Source organism: Xanthomonas arboricola pv. populi (assembly GCF_002939945.1).
Lineage (GTDB): Bacteria > Pseudomonadota > Gammaproteobacteria > Xanthomonadales > Xanthomonadaceae > Xanthomonas > Xanthomonas arboricola_A.
Window position 1 is genome coordinate 491658 of the sequence record NZ_MDEB01000003.1, and the last position, 16265, is coordinate 507922.

At 66.9% G+C, this 16265-nt stretch carries 14 protein-coding genes; 9 read left to right on the forward strand and 5 right to left on the reverse strand.

The window, feature by feature from the left end:
* Positions 1–11 precede the first annotated feature (11 nt).
* Together tilS and XaplCFBP3123_RS11600 are read right to left on the reverse strand one after the other, a co-directional pair.
* The gene (gene tilS / locus XaplCFBP3123_RS11595) at positions 12–1307 is read right to left on the reverse strand and encodes a tRNA lysidine(34) synthetase TilS (protein WP_104534158.1); all 1296 of its coding nucleotides are present in this window, start codon (positions 1305–1307) and stop codon (positions 12–14) included.
* Between the two features lie 94 nt (positions 1308–1401).
* Positions 1402–3108 carry an alkaline phosphatase gene (locus XaplCFBP3123_RS11600; RefSeq protein ID WP_104534159.1) on the reverse strand — a complete coding sequence of 569 codons (1707 nt, stop codon included), beginning with the start codon at positions 3106–3108 and terminating at the stop codon, positions 1402–1404.
* Positions 3109–3249: 141 nt separating this feature from the next.
* On the opposite strand from XaplCFBP3123_RS11600, the gene XaplCFBP3123_RS11605 reads away from it, so the two are divergent.
* The 3 genes from XaplCFBP3123_RS11605 to XaplCFBP3123_RS11615 all read left to right on the forward strand — a co-directional run bounded on the left by XaplCFBP3123_RS11605 (position 3250) and on the right by XaplCFBP3123_RS11615 (position 6034).
* The gene (locus XaplCFBP3123_RS11605) at positions 3250–4590 is read left to right on the forward strand and encodes a dicarboxylate/amino acid:cation symporter (protein ID WP_104534160.1); all 1341 of its coding nucleotides are present in this window, start codon (positions 3250–3252) and stop codon (positions 4588–4590) included.
* A 9-nt stretch (positions 4591–4599) separates the two neighbouring features.
* Positions 4600–5436 carry a class I SAM-dependent methyltransferase gene (locus XaplCFBP3123_RS11610; protein WP_104534161.1) on the forward strand — a complete coding sequence of 279 codons (837 nt, stop codon included), beginning with the start codon at positions 4600–4602 and terminating at the stop codon, positions 5434–5436.
* 106 nt (positions 5437–5542) lie between these two features.
* Positions 5543–6034, forward strand: a complete 492-nt coding sequence (locus XaplCFBP3123_RS11615) for an acyl-CoA thioesterase (protein WP_104534162.1) — start codon at positions 5543–5545, stop codon at positions 6032–6034.
* Between the two features lie 225 nt (positions 6035–6259).
* Here the strand turns inward: XaplCFBP3123_RS11615 and XaplCFBP3123_RS11620 are convergent, their stop codons facing one another.
* Positions 6260–7009, reverse strand: a complete 750-nt coding sequence (locus XaplCFBP3123_RS11620) for a C40 family peptidase (RefSeq protein ID WP_104534163.1) — start codon at positions 7007–7009, stop codon at positions 6260–6262.
* Between the two features lie 109 nt (positions 7010–7118).
* On the reverse strand, positions 7119–7700 hold the full coding sequence (locus XaplCFBP3123_RS11625) for a C40 family peptidase (RefSeq protein WP_104534263.1): 582 nt from the start codon (positions 7698–7700) through the stop codon (positions 7119–7121).
* Between the two features lie 73 nt (positions 7701–7773).
* On the opposite strand from XaplCFBP3123_RS11625, the gene XaplCFBP3123_RS11630 reads away from it, so the two are divergent.
* The 6 genes from XaplCFBP3123_RS11630 to XaplCFBP3123_RS11655 all read left to right on the forward strand — a co-directional run bounded on the left by XaplCFBP3123_RS11630 (position 7774) and on the right by XaplCFBP3123_RS11655 (position 13967).
* Positions 7774–8253, forward strand: a complete 480-nt coding sequence (locus XaplCFBP3123_RS11630) for an FKBP-type peptidyl-prolyl cis-trans isomerase (RefSeq protein ID WP_104534164.1) — start codon at positions 7774–7776, stop codon at positions 8251–8253.
* Positions 8254–8460: 207 nt separating this feature from the next.
* On the forward strand, positions 8461–9705 hold the full coding sequence (locus XaplCFBP3123_RS11635; RefSeq protein WP_104534165.1) for a DUF418 domain-containing protein: 1245 nt from the start codon (positions 8461–8463) through the stop codon (positions 9703–9705).
* 7 nt (positions 9706–9712) lie between these two features.
* The gene (locus XaplCFBP3123_RS11640) at positions 9713–10963 is read left to right on the forward strand and encodes an NAD(P)/FAD-dependent oxidoreductase (RefSeq protein WP_104534166.1); all 1251 of its coding nucleotides are present in this window, start codon (positions 9713–9715) and stop codon (positions 10961–10963) included.
* On the forward strand, positions 10960–12330 hold the full coding sequence (gorA, locus tag XaplCFBP3123_RS11645; protein ID WP_104534167.1) for a glutathione-disulfide reductase: 1371 nt from the start codon (positions 10960–10962) through the stop codon (positions 12328–12330). The genes XaplCFBP3123_RS11640 and gorA overlap by 4 nt, the downstream gene beginning before the upstream one ends.
* Positions 12331–12820: 490 nt before the next feature.
* Positions 12821–13228 carry an MGMT family protein gene (locus XaplCFBP3123_RS11650; protein ID WP_104534168.1) on the forward strand — a complete coding sequence of 136 codons (408 nt, stop codon included), beginning with the start codon at positions 12821–12823 and terminating at the stop codon, positions 13226–13228.
* Positions 13229–13268: 40 nt separating this feature from the next.
* The gene (locus XaplCFBP3123_RS11655) at positions 13269–13967 is read left to right on the forward strand and encodes a rhomboid family intramembrane serine protease (RefSeq protein ID WP_104534264.1); all 699 of its coding nucleotides are present in this window, start codon (positions 13269–13271) and stop codon (positions 13965–13967) included.
* A 223-nt stretch (positions 13968–14190) separates the two neighbouring features.
* Here XaplCFBP3123_RS11655 and XaplCFBP3123_RS11660 read toward each other — a convergent pair whose 3' ends face one another.
* Entirely contained in the window at positions 14191–16203 is a 2013-nt protein-coding gene (locus XaplCFBP3123_RS11660; RefSeq protein ID WP_104534169.1) for a M13 family metallopeptidase, read from the reverse strand.
* Between the last annotated feature and the right edge of the window lie 62 nt (positions 16204–16265).

Below are 16265 nucleotides of genomic sequence, written 5' to 3' on the forward strand. Positions count from 1 at the left end.
AGGCAGGCGGGTCAATTCGCGTTGGCGTGGTCGCGCCAGCGCAAGGATGCGCCGTTGGCCTGCAGCCAGTCGCTCAATGCAGCCGAGACGATGCGGTCGCCGGCTGCCAGCACCTGGTCGTCGGCCCACAGGATCGGCAGGCGCACGCGTTGCCAGGGCGGCAGATCCAGTTCCTGCAGCAGGTGCTTGAGCAGATGCGAATGCGCGCGCTGCGGCAATACGATGCGTTCGCCACCCTGGCGTGCGCGCACCAGCAGCGGTTGCGCGAAGCGCAGGCCGGGTGCGGCTTGCAGCTGCAGGCACGCGCCGTCCGGCAGTGGCAGCGGTGTCGCGCCATCCCAGCACGCCTGCCATGACGCCTGCCACGCGGCGTGCGGACGCAGCAGGTACAGACACTGGCGCCAGCGCCGCACCTGCACCTGTTGCCAGGCAAAGCGGGCTTGCCGATCCGGCGCGTCGTCGTCGATTTCCCGCTCCAGTGCGGCCACGCCGTGCGCAGGCAGCGGTGGCGCCTGCGCTGCAGTCACCCAGGCACGCAGCAGCCGCGGCCGGCGTGCTGCCGGCTGTGCACGCAAGCTTTGCAGATCCAGTGCACCGGTGGCGGTCAGCAGGGCGGGCAGTAGCGCGGTGTCCTCTTGCAACAGCAAGTCGCTGGCATCGGCGCTCAGCTGCGCGCTGCGCGCCAGTGCCTCGGCGGCCTGCGGCCAACGCTGCTGCAGCACCGGCATCAGCTGGGTACGCAGGAAGTTGCGGTCGTGGCGGGCATCGGCATTGCTGGGGTCTTCGATCCACTGCAGGCCATGTGCCTGCGCATAGGCCAGTACCTCGGCGCGCGCGCGCTCCAGCAAGGGACGCCACAGCATGCCGGCCGCGAATGGACGCTGTGCGCGCATCGCGGCCAGTCCGTCCGGGCCGGAAGCGCGCAGTGCGCGCAGCAGGAAGGTTTCGGCCTGATCGTCGCGATGGTGCGCCAGCGCCAACCATTCGCCGGGCGCCAGTGCCTGGGCAAACGCGGCGTGGCGTGCATGGCGTGCCGCCGCCTCCAGCCCCAGGCCGCTGTCGCGCGCGACCTGCACGTGCGCGACCTGCAAGGGGACTTGCAAGGCATCGCATTGGCGCCGGCAGTGCGCGGCCCAGGCGTCGGCATCGGCGTGCAGGCCATGATGCACATGCACCGCACGCAGCCCCAACTGGCGATAACGCGGCGTCGCTGCCAGCAGATGCAGCAAGACGCTCGAATCCACGCCGCCGCTGTAGGCGACCAGCACCGGGCCGGGCGACAACGCGGGGGGCAGCAACCCGGTCATCGATGCACGTGGCTTGCTGCGAGGCTGCATCCGGACCCGAGCGGCGACTGACGGCTCTCCGCCGCCGCCGCTCGCGCTGCGCGCAGCCGGCCCATCAGCGCTTGGTCGCAGTCTCGAACGTGGCCGACTTCGGCAACTCCACCGGCACGCCGGCGCTGTCGCAGGTGCCGGCCTTGCACAGGCGCTCGCGCAGGCGCGGGGTGGCCTGGACGATGACGTGGTAGATCACGTTCTCTTCCAGCGTGCCGCGGAACGCCGCGCTGCCCGGGCCGGTGGCCCAGATGCCGACGTCTTCGCCGCCATGGCTTTCGGACTTGGTCGGCACCAGCGATTCCTGCATGTAGCTGGGCGCCTCGGTGTCGACGTGGGTCAGGTCCGGGCGTCCGGCGGCCGGCTCGTTGCTGCTGGGTTCGTGCGGATACTTCTTGGGGCCGGCCGGCTGCGCGTTGCTGGCGCCGGTGTAGCCGGGGCCGTTGGCGTAGCTCAGCGTGGTGTAGGGCTGGCCGGCCAGGTCGGTCGCCAGCTGGGTACGGTCGCCTTCTTCGCCGCCGGTGCCGCGCACCTTGCCCAGGATCGGATTGCCGCGCACCGGGTAGCCGACGAAGTTGAGCGTATGCGAGTGGTCGGCGGTGACGATGATCAGCGTGTCCGGCGGCGCGGTCTGCACGGCGGTGCGCACCGCATCGGACAGCGACACGGTTTCGTCGAGCGCGCGGTAGGCATTGCCGGCATGGTTGGCGTGGTCGATACGGCCGCCTTCGACCATCAGCACGAAACCGTTCGGGTCGCGCGACAGCGACTGGATCGCAGTGCGGGTCATCTCGGTCAGGCTGGGCTCGCCTTGCGGGGTGCGATTGCGGTCGTGATCGAACTGCATGTGATCCGGCTCGAACAGGCCCAGCAGCGCGGGCGCGCCAGGGGCCGCTTTCAACTGCTGTTCGTTCCAGACATAGGCGCCCTGCGGGTGCGCCTGCTTCCATTCGGCGACCAGATCGCGGCCGTCCAGGCGCAGGCCGACCTTGTCGTCGTATTCCGGATCGCGTTCCTGCACGGTCTGGAACTGGCTGCGTCCGCCGCCCAGCACCACCTGCGGGCCACGCCCGAAACGCGCGGTGGACAGCAGTTGCTGGGCGATGTCCTGGCAGCCGGCAGCGCGAGCGGACTCGGGCAGGTCGGTGTCGTTTTCCCAGTTGCGGTCCGGCGAATGCGCATAGGTCGCCGCCGGGGTGGCGTGGGTGAGGCGGGTGGTGGTGACGATGCCGGTGGCCATGCCGGCGCTGTCGGCCAGTTGCAGCCAGCTCAGCAGGCCCTTGCCCCGGCTGTCGGTGCAGTCGTTGCGGTTGCCGCTGCTGACGCCGATCGCGCCCATATGCGTTTTCACCCCGGTGGTGATCGCGGTCATGGTGCCGGCCGAATCCGGCGTCTGCGAATCGGTGTTGTAGGTCTTGCTGAAGGCGGTCGCCGGGAACTGCTCCCACGACAGCAGGTTCTCCTCGCCCGGCCCGCCCTTGCGCTGGCCATCCAGGATGCGCGCTGCCGCCACGGTGGTCAGGCTCATGCCGTCGCCCAGGAACAGGATCACGTTGCGCGCCCGCCCGGCCATCGCGCCGTTGCCGGCTGCGCGCGCGGCGCCCGAGCGGTACCACCATTGCGGCGTCTCGCCGGCGGGATGCGCCACCTGCGGCACCTCCACGCGCACGGCGGCGGGCGCGGATGCGCTGGTGCCGACGCTGGAGGCGCAAGCGGCGACACACACGGTGGTCAGGGCGGCGAGGGCAGGCAGGCGGTAACGCATCGGCATCGAACTCGTGACTGAATCAGCACGCATTATGCCGGCATGCGTGGCGTCACACAGATGACACGCTGCTGTTCCAGTCGTGGCCTCGCCGGTGGCGCGGGCCTGGGCTATGGTGCATGCACTCTCCCCCGGATGATTCGACGCATGACATTGGTCTCGGCCTGGTTGCGCATTCCGTTCTGGCAACGCGTGGTGGCCGGCTTCGTGCTCGGCGCGCTGGCCGGCTGGGCCATGGGTCCGGCCGCCGACGTGTGGTTCGGCCCACTCGGCGATCTGTACGTCACCCTGATCAAGATGATCGCGATCCCGCTGGTGTTCTTTGCGGTGATCAATGCGATCTCCTCGTTGCACGGGCAAAAATCCGTCGCCGCGCTCGGTGGGCGCACCTTCCTGTGGTTCGTCGTCACCGCCGCGTTGGCGGTGGGCGTGGGCCTGGCAGTGGGCACGTTGATGCAACCCGGCGCCGGCCACTTCAGCCTGAGCGTGGATTCGGCCTGGAAACCGCGCGATGTGCCCAGCCCGATCAAGGTGCTGCTGGACGTGGTGCCCTCCAACCCGTTCTACGCATTGACCGGTATCGGCACCAAGACCAATGCGGCCGGCGAAACGGTGCTGGCTGCCGGGCGCGGATCGATCCTGCCGGTGATCTTCTTCGCCGCGCTGCTGGGCTTTGCGATGGTCAAGCTCGGCGAACGTGTGGCCGAGGCACGCAAGCTCACCGCGCAGCTGAGCGACATCATGATCCAGGTCACCCGCTTCGTGCTGGAGATGACCCCGCTGGGCACCTTCGGGCTGATTGCCAGCCTGGTCGGCAGCTACGGTTTCGAGAAACTGCTGCCATTCGGCAATTTCGTGCTGGCGCTGTATGTGGCCTGCGCGATCCACATCGTGGTGGTCTACAGCAGCCTGTTGTTGCTGCATGGATTGAATCCGTGGAAGTTCTTCCGCGGCGCGGCGCCGGGCATGCAGGTGGCATTCGTCAGTTCATCGAGCTTTGCCGCGATGCCGGTGGCGATGCGCGCGATCACGCATAACCTGGGCGTCAGCAAGGACTACGCCGCCTTCGCGGTGCCGCTGGGTGCCAGCATCAAGATGGATGGCTGCGGCGCGATCTTCCCGGCCTTGTGTGCGGTGTTCATCGCGCAATACACCGGTGTGCCGCTGACCGCAAACCAGTACTTCGTGGTGTTGATCGCCTCGGTGCTCGGCAGCTTCGGCACGGCCGGCGTGCCCGGCACCGCGGTGATCATGGCCACGGTGGTGCTGAGCGCGGCCAATCTGCCGCTGGAAGTGATCGGCTACCTGTACGCGATCGATCGCATCCTCGACATGATGCGCACCATGACCAACGTGACCGGGCAGATGCTGGTGCCGGTGCTGGTGGCCAAGGAAACCGGCCTGCTCGACAAGGCGGTCTACGAATCGGCATCGACCAATGTCGGGCTGGAAGATCCGCTGACCGATCGCGCTCCGACGCAGCGCTGACCGTCACCGATGCGCGTCGGATTTCCCATGCTGCGCGATCGCCTGCAGCAGGTGCCTGAGCTGCACAGCGTCGACGGCGTGTTCGTGCAGCGGTCGTTGGCCGACGACCCGTTCGAGCAGCAGTATCTGGAAATCCGGCGCAAGGAAGGCCGGCTCTACACCGATGCACAGGTGCGCAGCCTGCCGCGTCCCGGCGGCAAACTCGGCGCCAGTCTGGAATGGCAGGTGCGTGCGCTGTCCAGCGCATTGCTGGTCCAGCACCTGCGTGCGCAGGCCGGCGAGGGCGCCATTGCCGAACTGGGCTGCGGCAACGGCTGGTTGTCGCAGTTGCTGGCGCAGTCGCTGCAGCGCGACGTCTGCGGCATCGACGTCAATCGCACCGAACTGACCCAGGCCGCGCGCGTATTCGGTCACGACCAGCGCCTGAGCTTCATCGCCGCAGACATCCAGACCCTGGCGCTGCCGCGCGATCTCTTCGACGTCATCGTGATCCCGGCCTGCCTCCAGTATTTCGCCGACCCCGCCGCATTGGTCGTTCGTCTGCTCGCCCAACTGCGTGACGGCGGCGAATTGCATATCCTCGACAGCCCGCTGTATGCGGATGCGCAAGCCGCCAACGCAAGCGCCGCGCGCAGCCTGCGCTACTTCACCGACCTGGGCGTTCCGGCGCTGGCCGCGCACTACCACCAGCACACCTACGCCAGCTTCGATCGCTTTGCGGTGCAGCGACTGTTTGACCCGCGACGCCCGGGCGCGCGTCTGCGGCGGATGCTCAAGCTGCGGCAGCCGCACTTTCCCTGGCTGTGTCTGCGCAGGCAGGACAATCTGGACGCGTTACGTCCCTGATCGAAGCATCCGCCCTGCTGGACGATGCGCCAGGCGTTTCGGTTGTGCGTCCTGGCGTCCCACCCGCATGGCACACTGCCAGCTCATCCATTGACGGGGGCGGGCGGTGATTGGCCAACAGCGTGATCTGACATTTCGTTTTCTGGCCGAGCCCAGCGACGTCAACTTCGGCGGCAAGGTGCACGGCGGCGTGGTGATGAAGTGGATCGACCAGGTCGGCTTTGCGGCGGCCAGTGGCTGGAGCGGGCACTACTGCGTCACCGTGGCCGTGGGCGGCATCCGCTTCGTGGCGCCGGTGCGGATCGGCGATCTGGTCGCAGTATCGGCCAAGCTGGTCTACACCGGCCGCACCAGCATGCACTTCGCCATCGACGTGCGGGCACGCAGCCCGATGGGCGGCGACTCGCGGCTATGCACGCATTGCATCATCGTGTTCGTGGCGATGGACCCGGACGGCATCACCCCGGTGGAAGTGCCCTCCTGGCAGCCGGGCACGCCGGAAGACCAGCGCCTGGCCGAATACGCGCTCAAGGTGATGGAGCTGAGCAAGGGCATTGAGGACACCATGGCGCATTACCAGGCCGACACCGCGCGGTAACCTGCGACGCACGCAGCGCTGCGCCTTTGGCCCCCGCCATGCGTGAGGTGTTACAGGCAGCCTGACGTTCGCTGCCTGCCACTCAGCCCGGCGATGGATAGCACCCGCTGTCATGCAGCGGTCATAGGGCCTGCAGAACGCCCACGCGCGACGACGACGCAGCAAAAAGGCCGCGGGAGCGCCGCGGCCTCTGTCATGCAATCGACGCAGTGTCCACGCAGTGGGTCAAAGCACCCGACGTGCCTGGATGAACTTCTCGCTCCAGTAGCCGCTGGCCAGCGAATCCACCCGCACGTCCTTGCCGCGGCTGGGTGCATGCAGGAACTTGCCATCGCCGACAACCAGACCTACATGGTCGATGCGGCCACGCCTGCCGAAGAACACCAGATCGCCTGCCTTGAGCGCGTTGGGGTCCTTGATCAGCTCTGCGGACTCGTCGCGCGCGATGTCGCGCGAGACGCGCGGCAGGTCGATGCCCAGAGCGGTCTTGAACACGTAGCCGACCAGGCCGCTGCAGTCGAAACCTTCGGTGGACTCGCCGCCCCAGACGTACGGGGTGCCGAGCAGGGCCATGGCACGTTGCAGGATCACCTGGACACGGCTGTCGGCCACGGCATTCTGGGCGGCGTTGGCCGCACTCTGGGACACGTCGTAATTGGCCAGCAGGCGGCTGAGGTCACCGGCGAACATCGCCGAGCGGTCCATCAGCGGAATGGCGTCGTTGGCGGCCAGATGCGGAAGCAGGGCGGCCAGTGTTGCAGTGGCAGCGGCGTCGGCGCGGCTGCGGGTTGCGGCTTTCTCTGCGGCGACGGCGCTGTCGGGCGTGGTCGTCTGTGGAGCGGATGGGGTGCCGTTGGCGGTCTGGGCCAGGGCGGGAAGAGCTGCGAGCCAAAGAGCGGTGGCGCATAGCAGGCGGAGCGGTTTCCGGGGCGGAAGCGGTGCGGCGCCAGTGGTGATCTGTTCGTCGTTCGTCACGCGGGAATCACAATTCTGCTGTCGATGCGGGATGATGCCTTGGTGAAAGAATCGTTACGTTCAAAAAAGGTTAAATTTCCGTTTTATTAAATGTGATTCATGTCACATATCAGGGCAAAACCCGCTTTGAGCCTGAATAATGGTCACGCCAGTAGGCGCCATCCAGGAAATCCAAGCGGACGGTACCGCCGGTGGTGGGGGCATGCACGAAGCGGCCTTCACCGACATAAATGCCGACATGGGTCACGTTGCCACTGGAGCCGAAGAACACCAGGTCGCCGGTGGTCAGTTTCTCCTGCGGGATGCGCGGCCCCTGCACTGCAGCCAGTTCACGCGAGGTGCGTGGCAGCGACAGCGCCAACACATCCTTGTAGACATAGGTGACCAGCCCACTGCAGTCGAAGCCGGTCTCCGGCGTATTGCCGCCGAAGCGGTACGGCGTGCCGACCAGGCCCAGCGCACGCATCAGGATGTTGTTGGCGGCGGCCGGGTTGGACGGCGGCACCTGCGGCCATACGCGCGGCGCCGGTGGCGGGGCAGTGGCCGGTCGACGGACCGGCGCCTGTGCGCAACCGCCCAGCAGCACGAGCAGGCCCAGCAACGAACTGGCCGCGGCGCGGCGGGCGCGGACGGCGAAAACTGGCGTGATATGCATGGAGCCGGGATAATGGGCGGTTCGAAAGGTCGCCATGATGGCGGCGCACCCGGCGGCCGACAAGCCGTCCTCCACCGTCTGCCACCGGGCAGCCTATCCAGAGCCAGGCATGAAGATCGAAAAAGACAGCGTCGTCCGCTTCCACTACACCGTTTCGGAGATTGGCCAGGAGCCTATCGAGAGCTCCAAGGAACGTGACCCGTTGGCGATCATGATCGGCCACGGCAACATCATTCCGGGCCTGGAAGCGGCCATGATGGACAAGCAAGCCGGCGAGAGCTTCGGCGTGGACGTCAAGGCCACCGAAGCGTACGGCGAATACCGCGAAGGCCTGAGCCAGCGCGTGCCCAAGAAGCACTTCGGCGCCACCAAGCTGGTACCGGGCACCCAGGTGGTGCTGCAGACCAACTTCGGCCCGCGCGCAGTGACGGTGCAGAAGGTCGGCATGAGCGTGGTCGACGTCGATCTCAATCACCCGATGGCCGGCAAGGACCTGCACTTCGACGTGGAGATCATCGAGGTGCGTGAAGCCACCCAGGAAGAGCGCGACCACGGGCATGTGCATGGCGAAGGCGGCCATCACCACTGAGCGCAGTCGTCACACTGTCTGTGTGGCGGGCAGACCGATGCGGGCAATCTGCAAACCCGGCATGCACCGTACGGTGATGCCGAGTTGCATGCGCCGATCGTGCCCGTCCGACCAGCGTTCGCTGGATGAGTCTCTGCGGCCCGCCATTTCGGCGGGCTGTTTGCATGGTGCGCTCCGCGATCGCCGCGTCGCGCTGCCCGAGCCGAGATGACCCCGCGCGATCTTCTGCTGCCTGTTGCAACCAGCGAGCGCATGGTCGTGCTGGACGTGCTGCGCGGTGTTGCGCTGCTGGGCATCCTGCTGATGAATATCGAAGCCTTCGTCGGCCCGCTCGATCTGGCGGTCACCGGCGTGGAGCCGCATTGGCACGGTGCCGACCGGGTTGCCGATGCGCTGGTGTACCTGTTCGTGCAGGGCAAGTTCTACACGCTGTTCTCGCTGCTGTTCGGCATGGGGTTTGCGGTGATGGCGCAACGCGCCGCGCAGGCCGGGCGCGGGTTGTTCGGCCCCTATCTGCGTCGTACCGTCGGGCTGCTGGTGATCGGGCTGGCGCATGCGCTGCTGCTGTGGTCCGGCGATATTCTGGTGACCTACGCCTTGCTCGCCTTGTTGCTGCTGGCCACACGCTCGGTGCCGACGGTGACGCTGCCGTGGTTTGCCGCGCTGATCTACTGTTGCGCGCCCGGGTTGATGCTGCTGTACGGCGTCGCAGGCACCTTGACGCAGCTCGACCCGGCGTCTGCCGTGGAATGGAAGGCCGCGGTGGCCGATGCGGCGCAACAGGCGGCGGCGAACGTGCAGGCGCAGCGCGCCGCCTTCGGTAGCGGCAGCTATGTGCAGGCCACGCTGCAGCGCTGGCACGACCTGCAGCAGGCGATGACCGGGCTGAGCATCAACGGCCCGGCCATGCTCGGCATGTTCCTGCTGGGCAGCTGGTTCGTGCGCAGTGGCGCGATCGCCGCGCCCGAGCGCTTTCCGCGCCTGTTTCGGGCCTTGCGCTACGGCGCGCTGCCGCTCGGGCTGGGCGTGATGGGGGTGAGTTACGCGCTGGAGCCGTGGATCGATCCGGCGCGTCTGGATCTGCGCCTGTCGGGTGCATTCGCGTTGTCGCTGATTGCCGGCCCGCTGATGAGCCTGGGCTATGCGGCGTGGGTGGTACGCCTGGCGCCGCGTCTGGCATGGCTTGCGCCCGCCGGGCGCATGGCGCTGACCAACTACCTGATGCAGTCGTTGCTGTGCACGTGGATCTTCTACGGTTACGGACTGGGCTATTTCGAGCAACTGCCGCGCGTATGGCAGCTGCCGTTTGCGCTGGCGCTGTTTGCGCTGCAGGTGGTGCTGAGCCAGCTGTGGCTGCGCTGGTTCCGCTTCGGGCCGATGGAATGGCTATGGCGCAGCGTGACCTATCTGCGCCTGCCGCCGATGCGTCGCAGCAGCGCGCGCGTGGGGTAGTGCGCACATGAATGCTGCGCCTGTCGATGTGGTGGTCGTCGGTGCCGGCGCCATTGGCCTGGCGACTGCGCTGGCATTGGTCGACGCGGGCCGGCAGGTGCATGTGCTCGATGCCGGCGCGGTGGGTGCGGCGACGTCGTACGGCAACTGCGGCACCATCACGCCGAGCCATGCGCCACCACTGGCAGCGCCGGGCATGATCGCGCAGGCGCTGAAGTGGATGCTGACGCCGGATGCGCCGTTGTATGTCCGGCCACGCCTGGATCCGGCGCTGTGGCGCTGGTTGCTGCGGTTTGCGCAACGTTGCAATACGCGTCACTGGCAGGCCAGCGCGCAGGCGCGCGCGGCGTTGCTGGGCGATGCGCGGCAACGCTTCGACGACTGGGTCGAGCGCTACGCGCTGGACTGCGAATTTCGCAGCGATGGGCTGGACTACGTGTTTGCCGATGCGCGCCGCTTTGCGCAGTATCGCCACGAGTGCGGCGTGCTTGCACAGTGGGGCATCCAGGCCGAGATGATCGAGGGCGGCGACTACGTGCGCCAGGATCCGGCATTTCGCGCGGGCATTGCCGGTGCGATCCATTTCCCCGGCGATGCGCATCTGCGCCCGGAGCGTTACACCGCAGAACTGGCAAGAGTGCTGCGCGCGCGCGGTGCGGTGATCGATGCGCAGTGCCGCGTCGATGCGGTGGTGCCGGACGCACGCGGCGCGTGCGTGCACACCGAGCGTGGGCGACTGCAGGCGCGCGAGGTGGTCATCGCAACCGGCCCGTGGTCGCCGCTGCTGGCGGCGCAACTGGGGTTGCGCTTGCCGGTGCAAGCCGGCAAGGGCTATTCGATCACCTATACCGCACCGGCGCTGATGCCGCGTCGCCCGGTGGTGTTGAAAGACCGTTGGGTGTTCGTGGTGCCGTGGCGCGATCGTCTGCGCATCGGGAGCACGATGGAATTCTCCGGGCGCGACACCCACCTCAACCCCACGCGCCTGGCGGCGCTGGAGCGCGCAGCGGCCGATTATCTGCATGCACCGGCCGGCCCGGCCGTGATCGAGCGCTGGTATGGATGGCGGCCGATGACCTGGGACGACGTACCGGTGCTGGGCGCGGTGCCGGGCCGTCCTCACGTCTGGCTCGCAGCCGGACATGGCATGCTCGGCATCAGCATGAGCACTGCAAGCGGACAACTGATGGCCGACCTGATCACGGGCCGCGCACCTGCGCTGGACCCGCATCCTTACCGGGCGGAGCGATTCGCATGAGTGTCCGTTACGATTACGACGTGGTGATCCTGGGGGGGGGCTCCGGTGGATTGGCCACTGCGTTTCGCGCGGCAAAGCACGGCGCGCGCGTGGCGATGATGGAGCCGAACGCCTTGGGTGGCACCTGTGTCAATCTCGGCTGCGTGCCGAAAAAGGCGATGTGGTTGGCGGCCGATCTGGCCGGCAAGATCGAGCTTGCCGGGGCGCTGGGTTTCGATGTATCGCGACCGACATTGGCCTGGCAGGAACTTGTCACGCACCGGCAGGGCTACATCAACAACATCCATGCCAGTTATCGGCGTCGGCTCAATGAAGATGGTGTGGTCATGATTCCGCAGCGCGGCGTCCTGCAGGATCGCCATACCATCATGGGCGGGGATGGCGTGCCGGTCACCGCAGAGCACATCGTGATCGCAACCGGTGCGTATCCGTTGCGTCCGGACGTGGAGGGTGCCGAGCATGGGGAGGTCTCCGATGATTTCTTCAATCTCTGTGATGCGCCCGCGCAGGTTGCGATCATCGGCGGCGGCTATATCGCGGTGGAAATCGCCGGGTTGCTGCAGGCGCTGGGCAGCCGTGTGCATCTGTTCGTGCAGGGCGAGCGGCTGCTGGAGCGCTTTGATGCCGAGCTGACCTTGCAACTGGCCGACAACCTGCGGCATCTGGGCGTGCGCCTGCATTTCGGATTCTCTACCACCGGTCTGGAACGCGATGCACAAGCCAAGTTGCGCGTGCATGGCCACCCCGCACACACCAGCGAGCAGGGCAACGACGTCTTCGACAAGGTGTTCTTCGCCGTTGGCCGACGCGCCAACACGGCGGGGCTGGGTCTGGAAGCGGCCGGTGTGCGCCTGGGCGAAAAGGGCGAGGTGGTGGTGGACGCAGCGCAGACCACCAGCGTGCCGAACATCCATGCCATCGGCGATGTCGGCGGCAAGGTCGGACTGACCCCGGTGGCGATCACGGCGGGACGCAAGTTGATGGATCGCCTGTTCGGCAAGCAGCCGGATGCGCGCATGGACTACGAAGGCGTGCCGAGCGTGGTGTTCTCGCATCCGCCGCTCGGGCAGGTCGGACTGACCGAGGAGCAGGCGCGCGCGCGGCACGGCAACGCGGTACGCATCTACCGCAGCAACTTCCGCCCGATGTTGCACGCGCTGGCCGACGCGCCGCAGCGCAGCCTGTTCAAGCTGGTCTGCGTGGGCGAAGAAGAGCGCGTGGTCGGCGTGCATCTGCTGGGCGAAAGCGCAGACGAAATGCTGCAGGGCTTTGCAGTGGCAGTGAAGATGGGCGCAACCAAACGCGACTTCGACGAGACGGTCGCGATCCATCCCACCTCGTCGGAAGAGATCGTGTTGATGCATTGATGCATTGATGCATTGATGCATTGATGCAGCAGGCGTGGCAGGTGTGGCCGGGCGAACGAGGGCATCAGTCCCTGGCTCCAGCCAGGGACCGACGTCAGTTCCTGGCTGGATGCAAGACCGATGTCTGTCCCTGCGTTTCACAACTTGCGGTAGCCACGCGGCACGGCACGCCAGGTGTACGCTCGACGTAGTTGCGCTTGACATAGGCCAGGGCCCTGCAAGCGAACGGATCAGGCCCCTCTCCCCCGGGAGAGGGGGTGGGGTGAGGGTTCGGCGCAATCGACGCGTCAATCCACTGCCGATCCGACGTTCACAGCCGGCCATGTCTCATCCGGGGTCGCATGGAAGTTGACGCTCTGCTTGTCTGCTGTGCCTGGCTTCGCCCGTATCCTCACCCCAACCTCCGCTTCGCACTGTCGGCGCGCAAGCAACGCCTGCTCACCCCTAAGGAGGAGGGGCTTTGATTCCATAGCTCTGGCATCCTTGCCTGATGTCAAAGCCCCGCAACCCAACGCCCCCTCGATCTGCGAACCTGCCTGCGCGCGCCGCTTCCAACGGCGAGACGCTCTCCAGCGAACAGGCGCGACTGCGCATTCTCGCGGCGATTCGGGCAATTCCTTCCGGCCAGGTCGCCGGTTATGGCGACGTCGCGCTACGCGCCGGCCTGCCCGGGCGAGCGCGGCTGGTGGCCCGCGTGCTCAGTGGCAATGACGATCCGCACCTGCCCTGGCACCGGGTGCTGCGCAGCGATGGCCGGATCGCATTGCCGGACGGCTCGTCCGGCTACCGCGAGCAATGTCGCCGGCTGCGTGCCGAAGGCGTGGCGGTCGAGCAGGGCCGGGTGCGCCGCGCCAGTGCCGCGCAGCGGCTGGATGCCGCCGTGTGGGGACCTTCATAAGCCTGACGTTATGATGGTTGGCATTCCGAAGGATGCCGTCATGCCCCAACTGCCGCCCGTCACCAAAGCGTTGTTGATCGCCAATATCGGCTTGTTCCTGCTGCAATGGGCACTGGGCGACCTGGGCGCCGGCGTGCTGCCCTCCGATGCGGCGCTGTCGTCGTTGATGCTGTGGCCGATCTCCAACGGCTTCGATGCGTTCTCGCCTGGCGCCAGCTTCATGCCGTGGCAGTTGCTGACCTATGCGTTCCTGCATGGCGGCTTCAACCATCTGTTCTTCAACATGCTGGCGCTTTTCATGTTTGGCGCGGCACTGGAACAGACCTGGGGCCAGAAGCGTTTTCTGACCTATTACCTGGTGTGCGTGGCCGGTGCCGGCGTGTGCCAGTTGCTGATGGCCTGGTTCACCCAGAGCGGGGCGCCGGTGGTGGGGGCGTCCGGCGGTGTGTTCGGCCTGTTGCTGGCCTACGGCATGTTGTTTCCCAATCAGCGGGTGATGCTGCTGTTTCCGCCGATTCCGATGAAGGCGCGCACCTTCGTGATCGTATTCGGTGCGATCGAGCTGTTCCTGGGGGCGACCGGCTGGCAGCCGGGCGTGGCCCACTTCGCGCATCTGGGCGGCATGCTGTTCGGCTGGCTGATGATCCGTTACTGGCGCGGCCAGTCGCCGTTTGGCGGCAGCGGCGGCGGGAAGGGCGGTAGCAAGGGGCGCAAGCCGCCGCTGCGCGTTGTGCGCTGACTGAGGTCGGGCAACGCATCGATTCGTAGGAGCGGACCTGGCCGCGATGGGGGGTTACAGGTAAAGCCTCTCGTCGCGGCCAGGTCCGCTCCTACGCAGAGCGCGTCTGAGACAGGTTGCCAGGTAGCTAAACGCCGGAAACGAAAAAAGAGCGCGGATTCCGCGCTCTTTTTTCGTTTCCGGCCGCTGCGTGTTGTTTGCAGGTGACTTCCTGGCGCTCGAATCAGCGCCAGATCTTCAACTGCTCGGCATCCACGCGCTGCATCGGCTGGCCGGCCTTGCAGCTGAACGCCGCACCGAACTCCGGCAGGTTGGACAGCGGGCCGTTGGTGCGCCACTGGCCCGGCGCCCGGATGTCGGCGCTGGCGCGCTGCACCGCTTCGTTTGGCGACAGCTGCTGGGCCCACAGGCCGGCCCAGGCGGTGAAGAAGGCCTGCTTGTCGGCCTCGGTGGCTGCGGGCTGTGCCTTGCTGAAGGCCTGCCAGGCCAGTTCGACGCCGGCCAGGTCGGCCAGGTTTTCTTCGGCGGTCTGTGCGCCGTTGACCTTGACGTTGGGCACGCCCGGATACGGATAGGTACCAAACTGCTCGGCCACCTTGCCGGTCAGCAGGGTCCAGCTGGTCTTCTCGGCAGGCGTCCACCAGCTGCGCAACTCGCCCTTGGCATCCACCAGCGAGCCCTTGGCGTCGATGGCACGGGTGATTTCGTGGGCGACCAGCGCGCCGTAAGCGCCGTACTGCGCGGCTGGCGTGCTGCCGGCGGTGAGCACCGGCGGCTGCAGCACGGCGGCAGTGATGATCAGGCGGTTCTGCGCGATGTCGTAAGCCACTGCCGGCTGCTGCGGCAGCACGTCCCAGCGACGGTCGGCGTTGCCCTTGCCGATGCGCTTCATCTCTTCGCGGTGACGCCAGGTCGAGGCGATCAGCATGTTGCCGCCGAAGCTGCCGCGGCCCATCGGCTGCACGGTGTAATCCAGATCGCGACGCGGTGCGCCGACTTCGATCTTCATCGCCGACAGCTTGGCCCTGGCTTCGGCGATCACCTCACCGTTGCCCCAGCCGGTGCGCTCCAGCGCGGCCAGCTGTGCGTCGCGCAGCTGGTCGGCGATGGCTTCGGCCTGGCGGCGCGTATCGCTGCTCAGATAGCGCGCCACGTGTTCGCGACCGAGCATCGGGCCGGCGGCGATATTGATCGCGTCCAGCACCTGCTGCCAGCGCTGTGGCGGCAGGGCATCGCCACGCAGCAGACGGCCGCGGAACTGGTATTCGGCATCGTGGAAGCTCTTGGACAGGTACGGCGCCATCGCATCGCCCACGCGCCAGCGCAGATAGGCCTTCCACTGTTCCGGCTTGATGCTGACGATCATGCTGTCGAGCTGCTTGAACATGGCCGGGTCGGCCATCGACACCAGGTCGTCCTTGACGCCCTGCGCTTCCAGGAAGTCGGCCAGACGCAGATTCTTGTACTGCTTGGTCAGCTCCTTGGTGGCGATCGGAGCGTAGTTGTTGAACGGATTGTTGATGCCCTGCACCGACTGCGCGCTGCGCGCCAACGCGGTCTCGATCTGCAGCACCGAGGCGGCATCGGCGTCGAGCCTGTCGGCCGGGGTGCCGGTCAGCGCCAGGATTTGCTTGACGTAGGCGCGGTAGCGGCCCATCAGCGCCTGGGTGTCGGCGTCGGTGCGGGTGTAGAACGCCGGATCCGGCAGGCCCATGCCGCCCTGCATGAAATACCCGATATGGCGATCGAGCGCCTTCAGGTCCACGTCCGGGCCGAAGTTGAAGCCTACCGGGATGCCGACCTGATGCAGCGCGGCGATGGAAGCGGGCACATCCTTGGCCTTCTTGATCGCATCGATGCGCGACAGCAAGGGGGCGATGGGATTGGAGCCGTCCTTTTCGACGGAGGCTTCGTCCAGGCCGCTGGCCCAGAAGTCGCCGAGCAGTTTCTGCACATTGCCCTGCGGCGCTTTCATCGATGCATCCAGCAACTCGCGTTGCTGCTGCAGCGCGCGCTCGGACAACTGGCCCAGTGCGGTGACGGCACCGGACTGCGGCACCGGGTTGCTCTTGAGCCAGCCGGCATTGGCGTAATCGTAGAAATTGGTGCAGGCCGCCGAGACGGCCGGGGCCTTGGGAGCAGCCTTCTTCTTGCGAGCGGCGTCGGCGTCGGGGGCGGACAGCAGCGTGATCAGGCTGAAGCCAAGAGCGAGGGCAAGCGGACGAATGGTGGGCATCGAGAAGACGGGTGGCCAGATTGAAGTCGGCGGAGTTTAGCAAGGCTGCGCCTCGTGCAGGC